At 54.8% G+C, this 14,632-nt stretch carries 19 protein-coding genes; 14 read left to right on the forward strand and 5 right to left on the reverse strand.

Features of this window, described 5'->3' with window-relative positions; translation table 11 throughout:
- Positions 1-23 precede the first annotated feature (23 nt).
- A complete protein-coding gene (locus QEN43_RS19350) occupies positions 24-458 on the forward strand; it encodes an Hsp20/alpha crystallin family protein (protein WP_396661974.1) in 435 nt (144 codons plus the stop codon).
- A gap of 837 nt (positions 459-1,295) precedes the next feature.
- On the opposite strand, the gene QEN43_RS19355 is transcribed toward QEN43_RS19350, so the two are convergent.
- The 3 genes from QEN43_RS19355 to QEN43_RS19365 all read right to left on the reverse strand — a co-directional run bounded on the left by QEN43_RS19355 (position 1,296) and on the right by QEN43_RS19365 (position 3,531).
- Complete coding sequence (locus tag QEN43_RS19355; RefSeq protein WP_235726555.1) at positions 1,296-1,574, reverse strand: hypothetical protein; 279 nt, start codon at positions 1,572-1,574, stop codon at positions 1,296-1,298.
- A gap of 57 nt (positions 1,575-1,631) precedes the next feature.
- Positions 1,632-1,892, reverse strand: coding sequence for a hypothetical protein (locus QEN43_RS19360; RefSeq protein WP_026609890.1), 261 nt, complete (start codon positions 1,890-1,892; stop codon positions 1,632-1,634).
- 292 nt (positions 1,893-2,184) lie between these two features.
- Positions 2,185-3,531 (reverse strand): GH1 family beta-glucosidase, encoded by a 1,347-nt coding sequence (locus QEN43_RS19365; RefSeq protein WP_026609891.1) that lies wholly within the window; start codon positions 3,529-3,531, stop codon positions 2,185-2,187.
- Between the two features lie 249 nt (positions 3,532-3,780).
- On the opposite strand from QEN43_RS19365, the gene QEN43_RS19370 reads away from it, so the two are divergent.
- From QEN43_RS19370 to QEN43_RS19410, 9 genes are all read left to right on the forward strand, one after another.
- Positions 3,781-4,179, forward strand: coding sequence for a F0F1 ATP synthase subunit epsilon (locus tag QEN43_RS19370; RefSeq protein ID WP_026609892.1), 399 nt, complete (start codon positions 3,781-3,783; stop codon positions 4,177-4,179).
- 1 nt (position 4,180) lies between these two features.
- Positions 4,181-4,453, forward strand: a complete 273-nt coding sequence (locus QEN43_RS19375) for an AtpZ/AtpI family protein (protein WP_026609893.1) — start codon at positions 4,181-4,183, stop codon at positions 4,451-4,453.
- 2 nt (positions 4,454-4,455) lie between these two features.
- Positions 4,456-5,136 (forward strand): F0F1 ATP synthase subunit A, encoded by a 681-nt coding sequence (locus QEN43_RS19380; protein ID WP_026609894.1) that lies wholly within the window; start codon positions 4,456-4,458, stop codon positions 5,134-5,136.
- 3 nt (positions 5,137-5,139) lie between these two features.
- Positions 5,140-5,406 (forward strand): F0F1 ATP synthase subunit C, encoded by a 267-nt coding sequence (locus QEN43_RS19385; RefSeq protein WP_026609895.1) that lies wholly within the window; start codon positions 5,140-5,142, stop codon positions 5,404-5,406.
- Positions 5,407-5,415: 9 nt separating this feature from the next.
- Entirely contained in the window at positions 5,416-6,162 is a 747-nt protein-coding gene (locus tag QEN43_RS19390; RefSeq protein WP_026609896.1) for a F0F1 ATP synthase subunit delta, read from the forward strand.
- Complete coding sequence (locus tag QEN43_RS19395) at positions 6,137-7,633, forward strand: F0F1 ATP synthase subunit alpha (RefSeq protein ID WP_317963526.1); 1,497 nt, start codon at positions 6,137-6,139, stop codon at positions 7,631-7,633. The genes QEN43_RS19390 and QEN43_RS19395 overlap by 26 nt, the downstream gene beginning before the upstream one ends.
- A complete protein-coding gene (locus tag QEN43_RS19400; RefSeq protein ID WP_026609898.1) occupies positions 7,630-8,469 on the forward strand; it encodes a F0F1 ATP synthase subunit gamma in 840 nt (279 codons plus the stop codon). Before QEN43_RS19395 ends, QEN43_RS19400 begins: the two co-directional genes overlap by 4 nt.
- A 47-nt stretch (positions 8,470-8,516) precedes the next feature.
- Positions 8,517-9,350: an SDR family oxidoreductase gene (locus QEN43_RS19405; RefSeq protein WP_026609899.1), complete on the forward strand. Its 834-nt coding sequence runs from the start codon at positions 8,517-8,519 to the stop codon at positions 9,348-9,350.
- Between the two features lie 87 nt (positions 9,351-9,437).
- The gene (locus QEN43_RS19410; RefSeq protein WP_036268628.1) at positions 9,438-9,869 is read left to right on the forward strand and encodes a bis(5'-nucleosyl)-tetraphosphatase; all 432 of its coding nucleotides are present in this window, start codon (positions 9,438-9,440) and stop codon (positions 9,867-9,869) included.
- 6 nt (positions 9,870-9,875) lie between these two features.
- Here the strand turns inward: QEN43_RS19410 and cysG are convergent, their stop codons facing one another.
- Positions 9,876-11,282 (reverse strand): siroheme synthase CysG, encoded by a 1,407-nt coding sequence (cysG, locus tag QEN43_RS19415; protein WP_026609900.1) that lies wholly within the window; start codon positions 11,280-11,282, stop codon positions 9,876-9,878.
- A 62-nt stretch (positions 11,283-11,344) separates the two neighbouring features.
- On the opposite strand from cysG, the gene QEN43_RS19420 reads away from it, so the two are divergent.
- Positions 11,345-11,575, forward strand: a complete 231-nt coding sequence (locus QEN43_RS19420; RefSeq protein WP_026609901.1) for a sulfurtransferase TusA family protein — start codon at positions 11,345-11,347, stop codon at positions 11,573-11,575.
- Here the strand turns inward: QEN43_RS19420 and QEN43_RS19425 are convergent.
- The gene (locus tag QEN43_RS19425; protein WP_051331554.1) at positions 11,554-12,273 is read right to left on the reverse strand and encodes a histidinol-phosphatase; all 720 of its coding nucleotides are present in this window, start codon (positions 12,271-12,273) and stop codon (positions 11,554-11,556) included. The genes QEN43_RS19420 and QEN43_RS19425 overlap by 22 nt on opposite strands.
- A 158-nt stretch (positions 12,274-12,431) precedes the next feature.
- Here QEN43_RS19425 and QEN43_RS19430 point away from each other — a divergent pair, with 158 nt between their 5' ends.
- From QEN43_RS19430 to QEN43_RS19440, 3 genes are all read left to right on the forward strand, one after another.
- A complete protein-coding gene (locus QEN43_RS19430) occupies positions 12,432-12,956 on the forward strand; it encodes an RNA pyrophosphohydrolase (protein ID WP_026609902.1) in 525 nt (174 codons plus the stop codon).
- A 116-nt stretch (positions 12,957-13,072) separates the two neighbouring features.
- Positions 13,073-13,429 carry a type 2 periplasmic-binding domain-containing protein gene (locus tag QEN43_RS19435; protein WP_317963527.1) on the forward strand — a complete coding sequence of 119 codons (357 nt, stop codon included), beginning with the start codon at positions 13,073-13,075 and terminating at the stop codon, positions 13,427-13,429.
- A complete protein-coding gene (locus tag QEN43_RS19440; protein WP_036268086.1) occupies positions 13,426-14,622 on the forward strand; it encodes a TonB-dependent receptor in 1,197 nt (398 codons plus the stop codon). The genes QEN43_RS19435 and QEN43_RS19440 overlap by 4 nt, the downstream gene beginning before the upstream one ends.
- Positions 14,623-14,632: the final 10 nt, after the last annotated feature.

Consider the following 14,632-nt stretch of genomic DNA (forward strand, 5'->3'; position numbering starts at 1 on the left):
TTCAAACCAAGGAGACCATCCCAATGACCCGATATGAGCCCTGGAGTCTTTTGAATCAACTCCAGAGAGAGCTAGAGCGTTCGTTCGAAGGAAGCCGTGCCGGTACCGATACCGCTGCGACCGCCGAATGGACCCCTGCCGTGGATATTAAAGAAGAAACCGGCCGCTACATTCTTTGGGCCGATCTGCCTGGCGTAAACCCGGAGAATATCGAAATCATGATGGAAAACGGCATATTGACGCTGAAAGGCGAGCGGCAGACCGAGGCGGCAGTGAGACGCGAAGGGCTGAAACGCGTCGAGCGGGTATATGGGTCTTTTTATCGCCGTTTCTCTCTCCCGGACACCGCCGATGCGGAAGGCATCACAGCAAGGTGCAAGAACGGTGTGCTGGAAATCTCGATACCGAAGAAGGCTGTCGGACAGCCCAGGAAAATCACCGTCGTCGGCGAAGGTTGAGAGTTGGACGGCGGTTCGGCCTATGGTACGACCGAGTGCTGATGTACCCATCGCCGCGCAGGCCTCATCATCCGGAGACTTCGGCGCGGCCAGCTACCCGCCTACTGCAACTGTTCGGTTCTTGAGGAGGTTGACCTGACGGGAGAGCGTCCCATCAGGTCTTACCGGTTCTTCCGTCTAGCCTAGCGACCTGTCGCACTATCGTGAATTATCGAGAAAACCTTGATCTCACTTGGGATTCCTCGACGTCCTCTGCCGGCTTCTTTGCGGATTCGCCTGCGACCTTTGCGACTCACTTGCTCGTCGCGTCGACCGTCTCGCCGGGCTCCTCGTCGTTTCTTGTGCAGTGACAGGCGCTGCGGCTGCGTTTTCTGCAAGTACCTTTTCGGCAACGGCCGGAGCGCGGGGTGTGGTCGGTTCTTCTGTCAGTGCCGATACGTTTACGGCTTTGTTCTCGACTCGCGACGACTGTTCACCGAATGCAAAAATGAAATAAACCAGTGTCGAGAGCAGGAAGAGCGACAGTGGAACGGGTGGCTCTACAAAGAGTAGAAAGGCAAAGGTAATGACAAAAAAACTGGTTTGAACCGGATGATCCAGCGCGACGTTCAGCAACTTCTTCCAGTCTATGACGCGCAATCCCGGCTCCGACGCATTTATGGTATTCACATCCGTTCTCCCTTAACCGAGTGGTCGGTGTTGTTTTCGATGCAAGATATCTCAACTGCCTGAACTTCAGTACATTTTTTCATTGTTCTGTCCTCATCAATATAAAAGAAGGACGTCCTAAAAGCAGAACCCGGGTTCATGCCCGAACTGAAGAGCGTCGGTGTTCGGTCAGGGTTGTTTTTCGGGCCGTGAGTTAGATGCGAACGATTTGGCGCTGAAGAACATCGCGAGATAAACCAGACCTGCAAGCAGAAAAAACCGAAGGATCAGCGGCTCCCGTCCGAAGCTCAACAGCGCAAAGTCTGTCACAAAGAGGCTGGTGAGCAGGGGATGATCCAGAAAAACTTCTCCATTGATGCGCTCGAAAATCGCTTTCAGGCCAAAGCCTGATTTTGACGTAGGTGGGGGTAAATCGGACATATTTTTCTCCGAAAAATCTGGCGGCACGATACGCTATTCATCGGACCCAAAGGCACGTTACACGATACGGGGATGGTATCGAGCCTAGTTCTTGATGAATTCGGGATTTTGATAGATGACTCTAGGAGTAAAGTCAGAACCCGGATATTTGGGGTCGTGGTGCGTATCGGATGAGTTGCCCGGGAAAGAGCTCTTACCCGTTTGGGCGATCAATTCGTGATCTTGGTATATCACCGAAGGTTCGAAGTGATGGGCGGGATAGCGGGAATCGTCGTCGGAAAACGCGCAAGGCGATACGGCGAGAATGATGCCCGTACTCAGTACGAAAGCGCCGGCTCTTAGCATGTGCAATTCCTCCTCGAAAATCTTTTTAGTTATAAGGCTGAATTCCCATTTTCCCTTGATAGGCGTACGGTTATTCAGTTCTAGTACGGTCGCGCATTATAGCAATCAAGTGAACAGTGAGTTGCGCGCCGGTGAAAATTATCTTGTATGCTTCGAATGATCACAATGTTCTCGAACGGGAAGCGAACGCGTTTTCAGTTCGCCATTTTGTAAATCTTCCCCGCATTTGCGCCGGGGCGGTGGTGTGACCAGCGAAGGTCCCGAATGAAGAGCGCCACGACCATCAAAACGCTCAGTCCCAAATCACCTCTCCATTGCTTGCGATGACCTGTCGGTAAAACGACGCACTGGCTTTCGGGGTGCGTTTTTGAGAGCTGTAGTCGACGTGTATTAAGCCGAAGCGTTTAGAAAAACCAAACGTCCATTCGAAATTGTCGAGTAGCGACCAGGCGAAATAGCCTTTCAAATTGGCGCCTTGTTGAAGGGCTTCATGAGCCGCGCGTAGATGAGTCCGGAAATAATCGATCCGGCGCGGATCGTCGAGCTGTCCGTTCTTCGGCTCCGGATCAGAGAAAGCGGCGCCGTTTTCCGTGATGTACAACGGGATATCGCCGTACCGCCGTTTCACCCAGAGCAAGCAGGATTTCAGCCCGGCTGGAAAAACCTCCCAGTCGAGTTCGGTATGTTCGGCGTCTGGCTGGGGTACAGGGGAGGCGAAGAACGGCGGCGAGGACGGGGCGCTCCGGACCACCGATCGGGTGTAATAATTGATGCCGAGAAAATCGATGGGCTCCTGAATCAGCCTCAATTCGTTGTCCGGAAAACGGGGCCAATCGCGTCCGAAGATTTCCTCGAGTTCATCGGGATACGCTCCGAGAAAAACCGGGTCGAGAAACTGGCGGTTCATATAGGCGTGAACTCTCGCCATGGCGGCCAGGTCTTCGGGTTCGTTCGAGGCGGCATATTTGGGCTCGAGGTTGACGACCAGACCGATCTGCCCTTTGCCGTCCGCACGGAAGGCTTGCACCGCCTGGGCATGACCCAGCAGCAGATTGTGGGCCGCTAGCGGCGCTTTTTCGAGCGATTGGAGACCGGGTGGATGGACGCCGTGCACGTAGCCGGCATCTACCATCACCCACGGTTCATTGAGTGTGGTCCAATAACGCACCCGGTCTCCCAGTGCTCTGAACATCAGGTGGGCATAATCGGCGAACCAATGGGCGGTGTCGCGGTTGGCCCACCCGCCGAGATCGTCCAGCGCCATGGGGAGATCCCAGTGATGTAGCGTCACGAAAGGCTCGATGCCGTTGGCGATCAGCGCATCGACCAGACTACGGTAGAAGTCCAAACCTTTCTCGTTTTGTTTTCCGTGCCCGTGCGGCAGAATTCGGCTCCAGGCGATGCTGAACCTGTAAGCCTTCAAGCCGAGTTCTTTCATGAGTTTGACATCGTCGGCCCAGCGCCGATAGTGGTCGCATGCGATGTCTCCGGTGTCGCCGGTTAAGATCGCGCCCGGTACTCGGCAGAAGCGGTGCCAATTGCTGGGGCCGGCTCCGTCGGCCAAGGGCGAGCCTTCGATCTGATAGGCCGAAGTGGCAGCACCCCAGACGAAATCAGCCGGAAACTGAAGCTTCTCCATCGTAATCTTCTCAATGAAATGGCCTTTCCGCGGCAATTGTCCGATATTCGGGTATCGTTTTCGAAACTGGCGGTAATTCCGATCGTCTGCAGCCGTACCGCCCTATCGACCGGTCCGTGGTCTAAGGATTCTACAGAATGTTGGCGACGAGCAATCTTCGTAGTGTCAGCGCCCGGAATTCTTGCTACTTCTTGCCGTTTGTTCTTCAGTGCGTGTTTACAAAGCTTACGGAAGACCTCGAAGGCATAGATGGAAACTTTTGCTCTGACGCTGCAGAGTTCTGAGCAGTTCGAACGCATCGAAGGTGTAGAGAGCTTCGTGGGCGAGGACGCCTCCGGCAGTTTCGGCTTATGGGCACATCACGAGCGCTTCATGACCGCCCTCGTTTTCGGCCTCGCCCGCTATCGAAGGACCGGAGAACCGTGGCAGTATTTGGCTTTGCCGGGAGCTTTGGCCTATTTCCTCGATAATCAACTCTTCATCAGTGCTCGACGCTACATCCGCGATTCCGATTACAATCGGATCAGCGAAGCCCTGACCGAGCAGCTTTTGAAAGAGGAAGAAATGCTTGCGAGCTTGAAACAAAGCCTGCGCCGGTTGGAAGAGGAGATGCTGAAGCGTTTATTGGATATCGAGCGGGGAACGTGAGATGGACGAGCACGAAAAGCTGCGGCGCTCTATCGAACGGCAGGCGAGACGTATGGAGCAGGCGGAGCGGGACCGTCCGACGCTGCTGTCCCAGACGGCATTTCTGGGCGTGCTGGCGCTGCTTTTGGTCGTCCCCATCATTCTCGGGGCGTACCTGGGGCGTTGGCTGGATACGCTGTCGGAAGATTATTCCATTCATTGGACCATCAGTCTCATCATCCTCGGCGTGATCGTCGGCATCTTCAACGTGTATCTGTTCGTGCGCGAGCATTGATCATGGAGCAGGCAGAGCTCATCGCTTTATTGTCGTTCGATATCGGTCCGGTCCACATTGGACCGACAGTCATCACCACATGGCTGCTGATGATTCTGCTGGGAGCGTTCTCATGGATGGCCACTCGCAGATTGAGTATCGATAGGCCTTCGAGAGTGCAAGCGATGCTAGAGGGCGTGATCGTGTCCATGGAACAAGCCATCGAGGCGGTCGCGCCTACTCATGGTGCACAGCTGCTGCCTTTCATCGGAACGCTCTGGATTTACCTGGTGGTAGCAAATCTCGCGGGCTTGATTCCGGGACTCGGATCGCCCACGGCCGATTTGTCCGCCACGGCGGCGCTGGCGCTCCTGGTGTTTTTGTCGGTGCACTGGTACGGGGTAAAGACCAGCGGCTGGCGCTATTTGCGCCACTATCTTGCGCCTACTCCACTCATGCTGCCGTTCCATCTTTTGAGCGAGATTTCCCGAACGATAGCACTGGCGATGAGATTGTTCGGCAATATCATGAGCCTCGAGCTCGCGGTTCTTCTGGTATTGCTGGTCGCCGGTTTTTTGGCGCCAGTACCTTTGCTTTTATTGCACATCGTGGAAGCTCTCGTCCAAGCCTACATTTTCGGAATGCTGGCATTGATTTACATCGCCGGTGCGCTTCAAACGCAACAGCTAAAAGGTAAGGAGTGATGCATGAGCGATATGACTTGGTTTGTTGTCTTGTCCACGCTGGGGGCGGCACTGGCCATAGCTCTGGGCGTAGTGGCTCCGGGGTTCGCGATGGGCAGGGCGATTTCCCAAGCACTCGAAGCTTTGGCAAGGCAGCCGGAGGCGGAGAAGGCGATTACCCGTACGCTGTTCATCGGGCTGGCCATGATCGAGTCCTTGGCAATCTACGTGCTGGTCGTGGTCTTGATCATTTTGTTCCGTAATCCGCTGTTGGAATATTTGTTGAGATAAAGCCGTTCAATGAACTTCGATTGGACGACCTTCGTACTGGAATTCGCTAATTTCGTTGTCCTGCTGTGGATACTCCGGCGCTTTCTCTATCGTCCCGTTTTGAATGTCATTCAAGCGCGTCAACGGAAGATCGAAGAGCAATTGCGGTTAGCGGAACAGACACGCCTCGAAGCGTTGGCAGCCAAGGAAGCCTGCGAGAAGAATATGGCGGATTGGGAAAAGGAAAAGTCTCTCGCGAGAAGCGAATTAGAGGCGGAGATCGCTGCCGAACGTCAGCGTCTTTTGGAAAAGCTGGCGCAAGAGGAGGCGGATCGGCGAGCCAAGGAGCGAGCTCAGGCAGAACGAGAGCGGCAGGAATGGATACGTGCGACAGAACAGCAGGCGCTCGAGTTGGGGAGTCGGTTCGTGTCTAGGCTTTTGGGGCGCGTCGCTTCGCCGGAATTGGAGGCAAGGCTCATCTCGATAGCCTTGAGCGACCTCAGTCAATTACCGCAGGCAGATTTCGAAAAACTGCGCTCGGCGGTGGCCGAAGACGGGCTAGAGGTGGCTAGCGCGTACCCGCTGGATGCGGAACGGCGAAAAGCTTTGGCAACGGCGATTGGACAGACTGCCGGCATCGAGGTCAAACCGATATTCAAAGAGGATCCTTCATTGTTGGCGGGCGTTTGCATACATGCAGGGTCCTGGGTTCTGTCTGCCAATCTCCGTGACGAACTGAAATTTTTCCAGGATGTCCTTTCTCGCCACGCCGCGTAACAGCTCTTTACTCGCGGGGTTAAGGGAGGAGATCGACCGCTACCAGTTCCGTTTGCGCCTCGAAGAATACGGACGGGTACTCGCCGTCGGGGACGGCATTGCCTGGATCCGGGGGTTGCCGTCGGCCGCTATGGATGAGCTTTTGCTGTTCGAGGATGGCAGCCGGGGTTTGATTTTCCACCTTGGACGTCAGCGATTGGGAGCCATCCTGTTGGAACAAACGGTCCGGCTGGCGTCAGGATCAGCGGTTTATCTCACGGGACAGCGTCTGTCTCTGCGCGTCGGGGACGGTTTGATCGGAAGGGTGATCGATCCCTTGGGGAAACCTCTTGATGGCCAGCCGGCGCCGGAGCTGAGCTTGCGCCGGGAACTCGATGTTCCTTCACCGCCCATCGTCGCTAGAGATTTCGTCGAACGTCCGCTTTACACCGGCATCAAGATCGTCGACGCCATGATCCCGTTGGGCCGCGGACAACGGCAGTTGATCATCGGTGACAACGGAATCGGAAAGACTTCGCTGGCGCTGGATGTCGTGCTCAATCAGCGCGACCAGGATGTCTTGTGCGTTTACGTACTGATCGGTCAGAAGCGATCCGATACCATCAGCATCATCGATTTGTTGCGGCGTTACGGTGCGATGGCCTATACGACGGTGGTTGTGGCGGAAGCCAGCGATTCGCCGGGCTTGAAATACCTCGCGCCATTCGCTGGTTGTACCGTGGCAGAGCATTGGATGTGGCAGGGTCGGGATACCCTGGTTGTTTACGACGACCTTTCCACCCATGCCCGCGCCTATCGCGAACTGTCCTTGTTATTGCGCCGCCCACCCGGCCGGGAGGCCTATCCGGGCGATATTTTCTATCTGCACTCGCGTTTGCTGGAGCGCTCGACCTGCCTCGCGCCCGCTCATGGCGGAGGCAGCATGACGGCCTTACCCATCGTCGAGACCGAACAAGGCGAAATTGCTGCCTACATCCCCACGAATCTCATCTCGATCACGGACGGACAGATTTATCTGGATCGTCGCCTGTTCGGAAGTGGATTTCTCCCCGCGATCGATATCACCCGATCGGTTTCCCGCATCGGCGGGCGTGCCCAGCATCCGCGCATCAAAGCCGAAGCCGCGCGCATGAAGCTCGACTATTTGCAGTTTTTGGAGCTCGAGACTTTCACGCGGTTCGGCTCGAGGCTGGAAGCGTCCATGGAGGAAAAAATTCGGCGCGGACAGGTTTTGCGCGAGATCTTGAAGCAAGAGCGTCTGGCACCGCAATCGCCTGAATTCCAATTGGCTTGGATGATGGCGTATAACACGGGACGATTCGACGTTCCGGATATCGTTTCAGTTCGACAAAAGCTGGATGAGCTTGCAGTAGGGCTGCAGCGCTTTCCCATTGATTTGTCGGCGAGCCGCGAAGAGTGGAGTCAATGGCTGGACCGCCGCTTGACGGGAACGGGTAATCGAACGGGATGAGTCGGCGAGCCGACATCGAGCGCCGTTTGCGCCGTTTGGACGAGATCGCAGGCATCATGACCGCGATGAAGACGCTGGCGTTGATCGAGACTCGCAAGTTCAGCCGATTCATGGCGCATCAACGGCGTCTAGTAGAGAGCATTGAGGCGGCTAGTTCGGATTTTCTGAAGTTTTATCCGAGCTTCCGGAGCAGCGTTGCGCCAGGGCAAGAGGAGTCGCCCGTCTACATCTTGATCGGTTCGGAGCGCGGTTTCTGCGGCGATTTCAACGAAGCGATCATCACGAGTGTGGCCGCCTTGCGGCCGATTCGGCCGCGGTTGGTCGTGGTTGGGCGCCGGCTTGCGAGCAAGTTGCAGGATTACCCAGGCGTCGAAGCGTGGTTAGATGGTCCGAACGTTGCCGAGGAAGTGCGGCCGGTCTTGAGCGAGCTGATGATGGTCTTGCACCGTGTGCGGGCGGAGTCGGCCGGATGGAAGCGGCTGAACGTGCTTTCTCACGACTCGGAAGGGGGCGTCGCTTCCCATATTCTCCTGCCGATGATGCCAGCCGAAGCGCCGGCATTTGCTTATCCGCCCCGGCTGAACCTCGATCCGACGTCATTCTTTGCCGAACTCACCGAGCACTACTTGTTCGCGAAGCTTCCGGCCCTGTTCTACGCTTCTCTGATGGCGGAGAACCGTCAACGCCTGGAACACATGGAGAATGCGCTGCGCCGAATGGATGCCAAAATCGGGGATCTTCGGCGCAAGAGCAATGCGCTCCGTCAGGAAGAGATCGTCGAGGAAATCGAAATCATCCTGCTGAGCGCAGATTCTTTATTGACAGATCAGAACTGAATCAGAAAACTCCAGCTTCCTCTCACCGTTTCACCGTTTTTGTGGCAATGAAAAACAACAAGACGATTTTGATTACGGGCTGTTCCTCCGGAATAGGTCTATGTGTTGCTAGGGGGCTTAGACAACGGGGTTACCGGGTATTCGCGACCGCTCGGAAAGAGGCCGACGTGAACAATCTCCGTGCCGAGGGCTTCGAGGCGTTCCGGCTCGACCTTGCGGATTCCAGCTCGATAAGAACAGCTGTCGACCAGGTGTTACAAAGTACGGGTGGCGAGCTGTATGCGTTGTTCAATAACGGCGCCTATGGCCAGCCGGGCGCGGTGGAGGACCTAAGCCGCGAAGCGCTGCGCGCGCAGTTCGAAACCAATCTGTTCGGAACCCATGAACTGACGACCCTGGTCTTGCCGGTCATGCGCAAGCAGGGGTATGGGCGCATTATCCAGAACAGTTCCGTGCTCGGTTTTATCGCGATGCCGTACCAGGGCGCCTATACCGCGAGCAAGTACGCGTTAGAGGGTTTGTCTGATACGCTACGCTTGGAGCTGGCCGGCGCTGGAATTTTTGTGTCGCTGGTGGAGCCGGGACCGATTTCGAGCCAATTTCGGGACAATGCCCTAGCCACCTTCAAGAACACCGTCGATGGTGAGGGAAGCGTGCATAGGGAGAAATATCAGGTGATGGAGGCGAGATTGGTGAATGAAGGGCCAGCCGTACCGTTCACACTCGGTCCTGAAGCGGTGCTCAAGGTCGTCGTTCATGCGCTTGAGGCGAAAAGGCCGAAGGTGCGTTATCGCGTCACCGTCCCAACACATGTGCTCGGATTGTTAAAACGAATTTTGCCGGATCAAGCGCTCGATCGGCTTTTACTAAGCATCAATTGAGCCCAGGGGACGTGTTGGTGTAGACCGACGCCTAACTCGAATTGGCACTGACTAAGATGATCATCGGTATAGCGGGGGTTGCGCAGCATGAAAACCTATATTTTGTCGGCGGGTGTGGTGATCGTGCGCAACCATCCCGATGGGCCGCGTTATCTCTTGCTTCGTGCGTTTAATTACTGGGATTTCCCTAAAGGTGTGGTGGAAGAGGGTGAAGACCCTTTGGATGCCGCGTTACGCGAGGTATGCGAGGAAACCTCGCTGACCGAGCTCGACTTCCGCTGGGGCAAGGGCTATCAGGAAACGCCGCCCTATGGTGCGGGTAAGATCGCCCGGTACTATGTGGCCGAGTCTCCAAGCGGTGACGTGTGTTTGCCTGTCAATCCCGTGCTTGGGCGTCCGGAACACGACGAGTTTCGGTGGGTTAGCTTCGAGGAAGGCGACAAGCTACTCGGGCCTCGTCTCAGGCCGATCTTGAACTGGGCGGATTGGCTCGTCACGCGTGAAAGGCACGACGGCTGAAGTCCGTCAAGCTTTGTCGAACGGTTCGAACCAGGCGAGTTTCTTGCGTAACCGGACGACGGTACCAATGATGAGCAGTGTTGGAGCTTTTACCTCAGATTGATTCACGAGGTCCGGCAGGGTTGCCAAAGTGCCGGTCAAGACCAGCTGAGATTGGGTGGTTCCTTGTTGGACAAGCGCAGCAGGAAGATCGGCCGGACAGCCATGTTGAATCAGGCGAGAACAGATTTCCGGCAAACCTTGAAGTCCCATGTAAAAGACCAAGGTTTGTCCCGGACGGGACAGTTGTTTCCAATCGACGTCGATCAGCCGGCCGTCTTTCATATGGCCGGTCAGGAACGTACAGGATTGGGCATGATCGCGGTGTGTCAGCGGAATGCCGGCATAGGCGGCGCAGCCGGAAGCGGCCGTGATTCCGGGGACCACCTGGAAAGCTATGCCTTCGTTCATTAAGGTTTCGATTTCCTCTCCACCTCGACCGAAAATAAATGGATCGCCGCCTTTTAGGCGCACGACGCGTTTTCCGGATTTGGCGAGGTCGGCGAGAAGTCGGTTGATTTCGGCTTGCGGGAGCGTGTGCTGGTTGCGCTGTTTGCCCGCGTAAATTTTTTCCGCATCGCGTCGAACGAGATCCAGGATTTCGGGTGACACCAGGCGATCGTAAACGACCACGTCGGCTTCCTGAATGAGACGCAACGCCCGTATCGTCAGTAAGTCAGGATCGCCCGGTCCGGCACCGACTAGATAAACCATGCCGACATTCCGATTTCGCTCGCCGGAGGCTTCGGCGACAAGCGCCTGTTCCAGGCGTTGGGCCGCCTCCTTGTCTCTTCCGGCGAAAACCAGTTCGGCGATCGTTCCGGAGAGGACGTTTTCCCAAAATCTGCGGCGAACTCGCGGGTCGTCGATTGCTTGTTTGACGCGTACACGGAAGTCTGCGGCGAGCTTGGCCAGGCGCCCGTAAGCCGGCGGTATCCAGGATTCGAGACGCATGCGCAGAATGCGAGCCAGTACAGGGGCGGCGCCCCCCGAGGATACGGCCGCAACGACCGGGGAACGGTCGATCACGGCGGGAAAGATGAACGTGCAAAGGGCAGGTTGGTCGACCACGTTCACGGGTATGTTGTGCGTCTTTGCGGCCTCGGCGATCTTGGCATTCAAATCAGCATCGTCGGTTGCGGCAACGACCAGCTTGAACCGGCACACGTCCTCAGGGTGAAACGCCTTGTCGATGAGGGTTATGCGTCCCGAGTCTCGAAGCTTCAGGACCGAATCATGAATTTGCGGAGCCTGCACGCTGACCAGCCCGCCGGCCTGAAGCAGGGTCTCGGCCTTGCGAGCAGCTACCGGTCCGCCGCCGACGATCAGACAGGGTTCATTCTTCAGATTGAGGAATATGGGCAAATAATCCATATCTTTCGGTTTTGCTAAAATGGGCGCGGTCTCGTAGGAATTCCAATAGGCTTTGGTAAACCATGCAAGCTGATCTTGAAATAGACACCTCGGGGCTGATGTGTCCTTTGCCGTTGCTACGCTTAAAAAAGGCGTTGCAAACGATGGATGCCGGACAGGTGGTTAGAGTGCTAGCAACCGATCCGGCTTCCGTGATCGACTTCGGTGTCTTTCTGGAACAGGCCGGACATCAAATGCTGGAACATAAGAAGGACGAAAGCGGGGTTTTCTGTTACTTGATCCGCAAGGTATGACGGGACTTTGCTAATCGCCTGGCATGCTCTTCCGGACATTTTCCGTTGCGAAGAGTGATCACCGGCCACTTCTTCTGTTCTGCGTAGGCTTTGAGTGTTTCATCGGGGTCCACTGCGACCGGAAAACCTACGAGCGAGAGCAAGGGCAGATCGTTGTGGGAATCGCTGTAAAACCAACTGTCCGCCAAATCATGATCGTGCTCCGCTAGCCATTCGTGCAAGCGGTGTACCTTACCTTCCCGAAAACACGGGGTGCCCACGAATCGCCCAGTGTACCTGCCGTTTTCAAATTCCGGTGTGGTCGCAAGGAGGTGTTCGATGCCGTAAAGTCGGGCGATCGGTTCCGTCACGAAGCGATTGGTGGCGGTGATAATGATCGGGGTGTCGCCGGCGCGACGGTGTTTTTCGATAAGTGCCACGGCTGCGGGCAGTAATAAAGGTCTGATCTTCTCTTCAATAAACTGGGTACGCCACCGCCAAAGCGCATCGACCGGATTAGCGGCCAGGGGTCTCAAAGCGAACTCCAGAAACTGAACGATATCCAGCGTGCCGTTCTTGTAGTCTTCGTAAAACCGGGCGTTAGCCTCCTCGTAACGCTCTCGATCCACGATTCCCTTCTCGATCAAGAACTGCCCCCATAAGTAGTCGCTGTCGCCGCCTATTAGAGTGTTATCAAGGTCAAATATTGCCAGACTCACGCGTTTCCTTTAAATTCGATTCGGATGTTTTGAAGCCAAACAAGGATCAGCTCACGGCCGCAGAGTCGCGGCGACTCAACGACGACGCGCGGATTGTAAGCCCGATCCAACGGGCTAGCATTATATCATCGAGGTAATAGTAGGATTTTAATCGAACCATGATCGACGCGGATGGTTATCGCCTAAACGTGGGTATCGTTTTGTGCAATCAGGATGGCCGCGTGTTTTGGGCAAGACGGGTCGGCATGCGTTCCTGGCAGTTTCCTCAAGGCGGTATAAAATTAAATGAAGCTCCGGAAGCTGCGATGTACCGGGAGTTGTACGAAGAAGTTGGACTGAGACGGCAGGACGTTCAGCTGATCGGACGAACCCGAGATTGGTTGCGTTACGAGCTTCCGGAGCGATATATCCGAAAACATTCGTTTCCGCTCTGCATAGGGCAAAAACAGCTCTGGTATATCCTGCGTTTGTCAAGCGAGGAGTCGAGGATTCGTTTGGATTGCAGCGAACGACCGGAGTTTGACGCGTGGTGTTGGGTTGATTATTGGTATCCGGTGAGCGACGTAGTGTATTTCAAACGGCAAGTCTATCGCCAGGCATTAACAGAATTGGGAAATTATCTGACGCCTAAAACGGTTTCAACCTGCCCTCCTGATTCGTCGGCCGCTGGGCGAAAAACCTAGCGTCACGCGTGAATTTCCTATTTTTCCTATCTACGCGCCGTTATCCATTTCTGGCGCGGCTCCTTATTGTCACTTTTTTGTTCATTACCTCCGAACCGGCGGCTTCACAGTCCGTTGTGGTACATCCGGACGCTCCGGTTTCGGAACTCAGCCGGCAGGAAGCCAGGGCACTGTTCACGATGTCGCAGCGCTCATGGTCGGACGGCAGCCCGGTAGTCGTTTTCGTTCTCCCCGACAGCAGCCCAATCCACAAAGAGTTCTGCAAAAAGCACTTGGGGATGTTTGCACACCAGCTCAGGCAAACCTGGGATCGCAAAGTGTTTTCCGGTACCGGGCAAGCGCCGGAGCTAGTGTCGACAATCAAGGAAATGCGTGCACTGATTTCGAAAACACCCGGAGCGATTGGTTATCTGCCGGAATCTGAAATTGACGATAGTGTACGCTCGATCACTATTCGTGAAGGCGCCCGATGATAAGTTTATTCTGCTGCAAGAGAATCCGGTTTTCGGTTGTTTTGCTCGTTTTTTATAGTTGCCACGAATCGTTCGCCGATTGGAAAGATACTTTCCAATACCATGGTTTTATTAGCCAAAATTTTGTTTTGACTTCCGAAAATAATTTTTACGGAGACAGTGAAGACGGAAGCTTTGATTTTACAGAAGCTGGAGTCAATGTTTCATTGCGCCCACTGAGCCGCTTGGGTTTGGCAGCACAAGTGCTATACCGCCGTGCTGGCGAGTTGGAAGATGAAGAAGTCCGGTTAGACTACGGTGTGCTTGATTTTACTGCTTTGGAGAAGGCTAATACTCGCGCGGGGCTACGTTTGGGGCGTGTGAAAAACCCGCTCGGATTATACAATGAGACCCGAGACGTAGCTTTTACTCGTCCCTCTATTTTCTTACCGCAAAGTATTTACTTTGATCGCACTCGTAACTTTGCTTTATCAATGGACGGTGGTCAGTTTTATACCGAGTATGAAAGCTCAATAGGTCAGTTTTTTTTGCGGGCTAATATGGGATTTCCAACTGTAGATAAAGCACTTGAGGTAATTCTCTTTGGAGGTAGAAATCAGCCAGGGGAGTTTGATACGGAACTCACATATCTCGGTCAGATTGGCTATGACTTTAGTGGAGGGCTTATTCGTCTAGCATTTTCAGCTGCTTCGATTCACGCGAGCTATAAACCTGGGAACGCTGATGTTTTTTCCGAGGGTGATTTTTGGTTTCAGCCTTACATTTTTTCAATACAGTATAATGGCGAGAAGTTTTCATTAACCGGGGAATATGCGTTGCGGAACACCCGCCTAAGACATTTTGGCCCGTTTCTTCCAAATACGGCGTTTACGGGAGAAAGTTACTATATTCAAGGCGCATATCGCATCACCGACGAAGTTGAGGTGATGGTTCGTTATGATGTGCTTTATCAAAATGTAAACGATCGTTACGGCGAAAGGTTCGAACAGCGAACCGGCAGGCCTGGCTTCAACCGCTTTGCCAAGGATTGGACGGTCGGTTTGCGTTGGGACATTACCCCAAGCTGGATGGTTAGGGCGGAGTATCACCGCGTACACGGCACCGGTTGGCTTGCGGACACGGAGAATCCGGATCCACAGAAACTCGACCCCGACTGGGATTTGTTCGCGCTGGAACTTTCCTTTCGGTTCTAGCGGTACAATT

The organism is Methylocaldum szegediense, from assembly GCF_949769195.1.
GTDB classification, from domain to species: Bacteria; Pseudomonadota; Gammaproteobacteria; order Methylococcales; family Methylococcaceae; genus Methylocaldum; species Methylocaldum szegediense.

Bases quoted from the DNA above. Each gene is read 5' to 3' on its own strand.
- QEN43_RS19350 (WP_396661974.1), top strand. From the start codon at position 24: ATGACCCGATATGAGCCCTGGAGTCTTTTGAATCAACTCCAGAGAGAG.
- QEN43_RS19360 (WP_026609890.1), bottom strand. From the start codon at position 1,892: ATGCTAAGAGCCGGCGCTTTCGTACTGAGTACGGGCATCATTCTCGCC.
- QEN43_RS19365 (WP_026609891.1), bottom strand. From the start codon at position 3,531: ATGGAGAAGCTTCAGTTTCCGGCTGATTTCGTCTGGGGTGCTGCCACT.
- QEN43_RS19370 (WP_026609892.1), top strand. From the start codon at position 3,781: ATGGAAACTTTTGCTCTGACGCTGCAGAGTTCTGAGCAGTTCGAACGC.
- QEN43_RS19375 (WP_026609893.1), top strand. From the start codon at position 4,181: ATGGACGAGCACGAAAAGCTGCGGCGCTCTATCGAACGGCAGGCGAGA.
- QEN43_RS19380 (WP_026609894.1), top strand. From the start codon at position 4,456: ATGGAGCAGGCAGAGCTCATCGCTTTATTGTCGTTCGATATCGGTCCG.
- QEN43_RS19385 (WP_026609895.1), top strand. From the start codon at position 5,140: ATGAGCGATATGACTTGGTTTGTTGTCTTGTCCACGCTGGGGGCGGCA.
- QEN43_RS19390 (WP_026609896.1), top strand. From the start codon at position 5,416: ATGAACTTCGATTGGACGACCTTCGTACTGGAATTCGCTAATTTCGTT.
- QEN43_RS19395 (WP_317963526.1), top strand. From the start codon at position 6,137: ATGTCCTTTCTCGCCACGCCGCGTAACAGCTCTTTACTCGCGGGGTTA.
- QEN43_RS19400 (WP_026609898.1), top strand. From the start codon at position 7,630: ATGAGTCGGCGAGCCGACATCGAGCGCCGTTTGCGCCGTTTGGACGAG.
- QEN43_RS19405 (WP_026609899.1), top strand. From the start codon at position 8,517: ATGAAAAACAACAAGACGATTTTGATTACGGGCTGTTCCTCCGGAATA.
- QEN43_RS19410 (WP_036268628.1), top strand. From the start codon at position 9,438: ATGAAAACCTATATTTTGTCGGCGGGTGTGGTGATCGTGCGCAACCAT.
- cysG (WP_026609900.1), bottom strand. From the start codon at position 11,282: ATGGATTATTTGCCCATATTCCTCAATCTGAAGAATGAACCCTGTCTG.
- QEN43_RS19420 (WP_026609901.1), top strand. From the start codon at position 11,345: ATGCAAGCTGATCTTGAAATAGACACCTCGGGGCTGATGTGTCCTTTG.
- QEN43_RS19430 (WP_026609902.1), top strand. From the start codon at position 12,432: ATGATCGACGCGGATGGTTATCGCCTAAACGTGGGTATCGTTTTGTGC.
- QEN43_RS19440 (WP_036268086.1), top strand. From the start codon at position 13,426: ATGATAAGTTTATTCTGCTGCAAGAGAATCCGGTTTTCGGTTGTTTTG.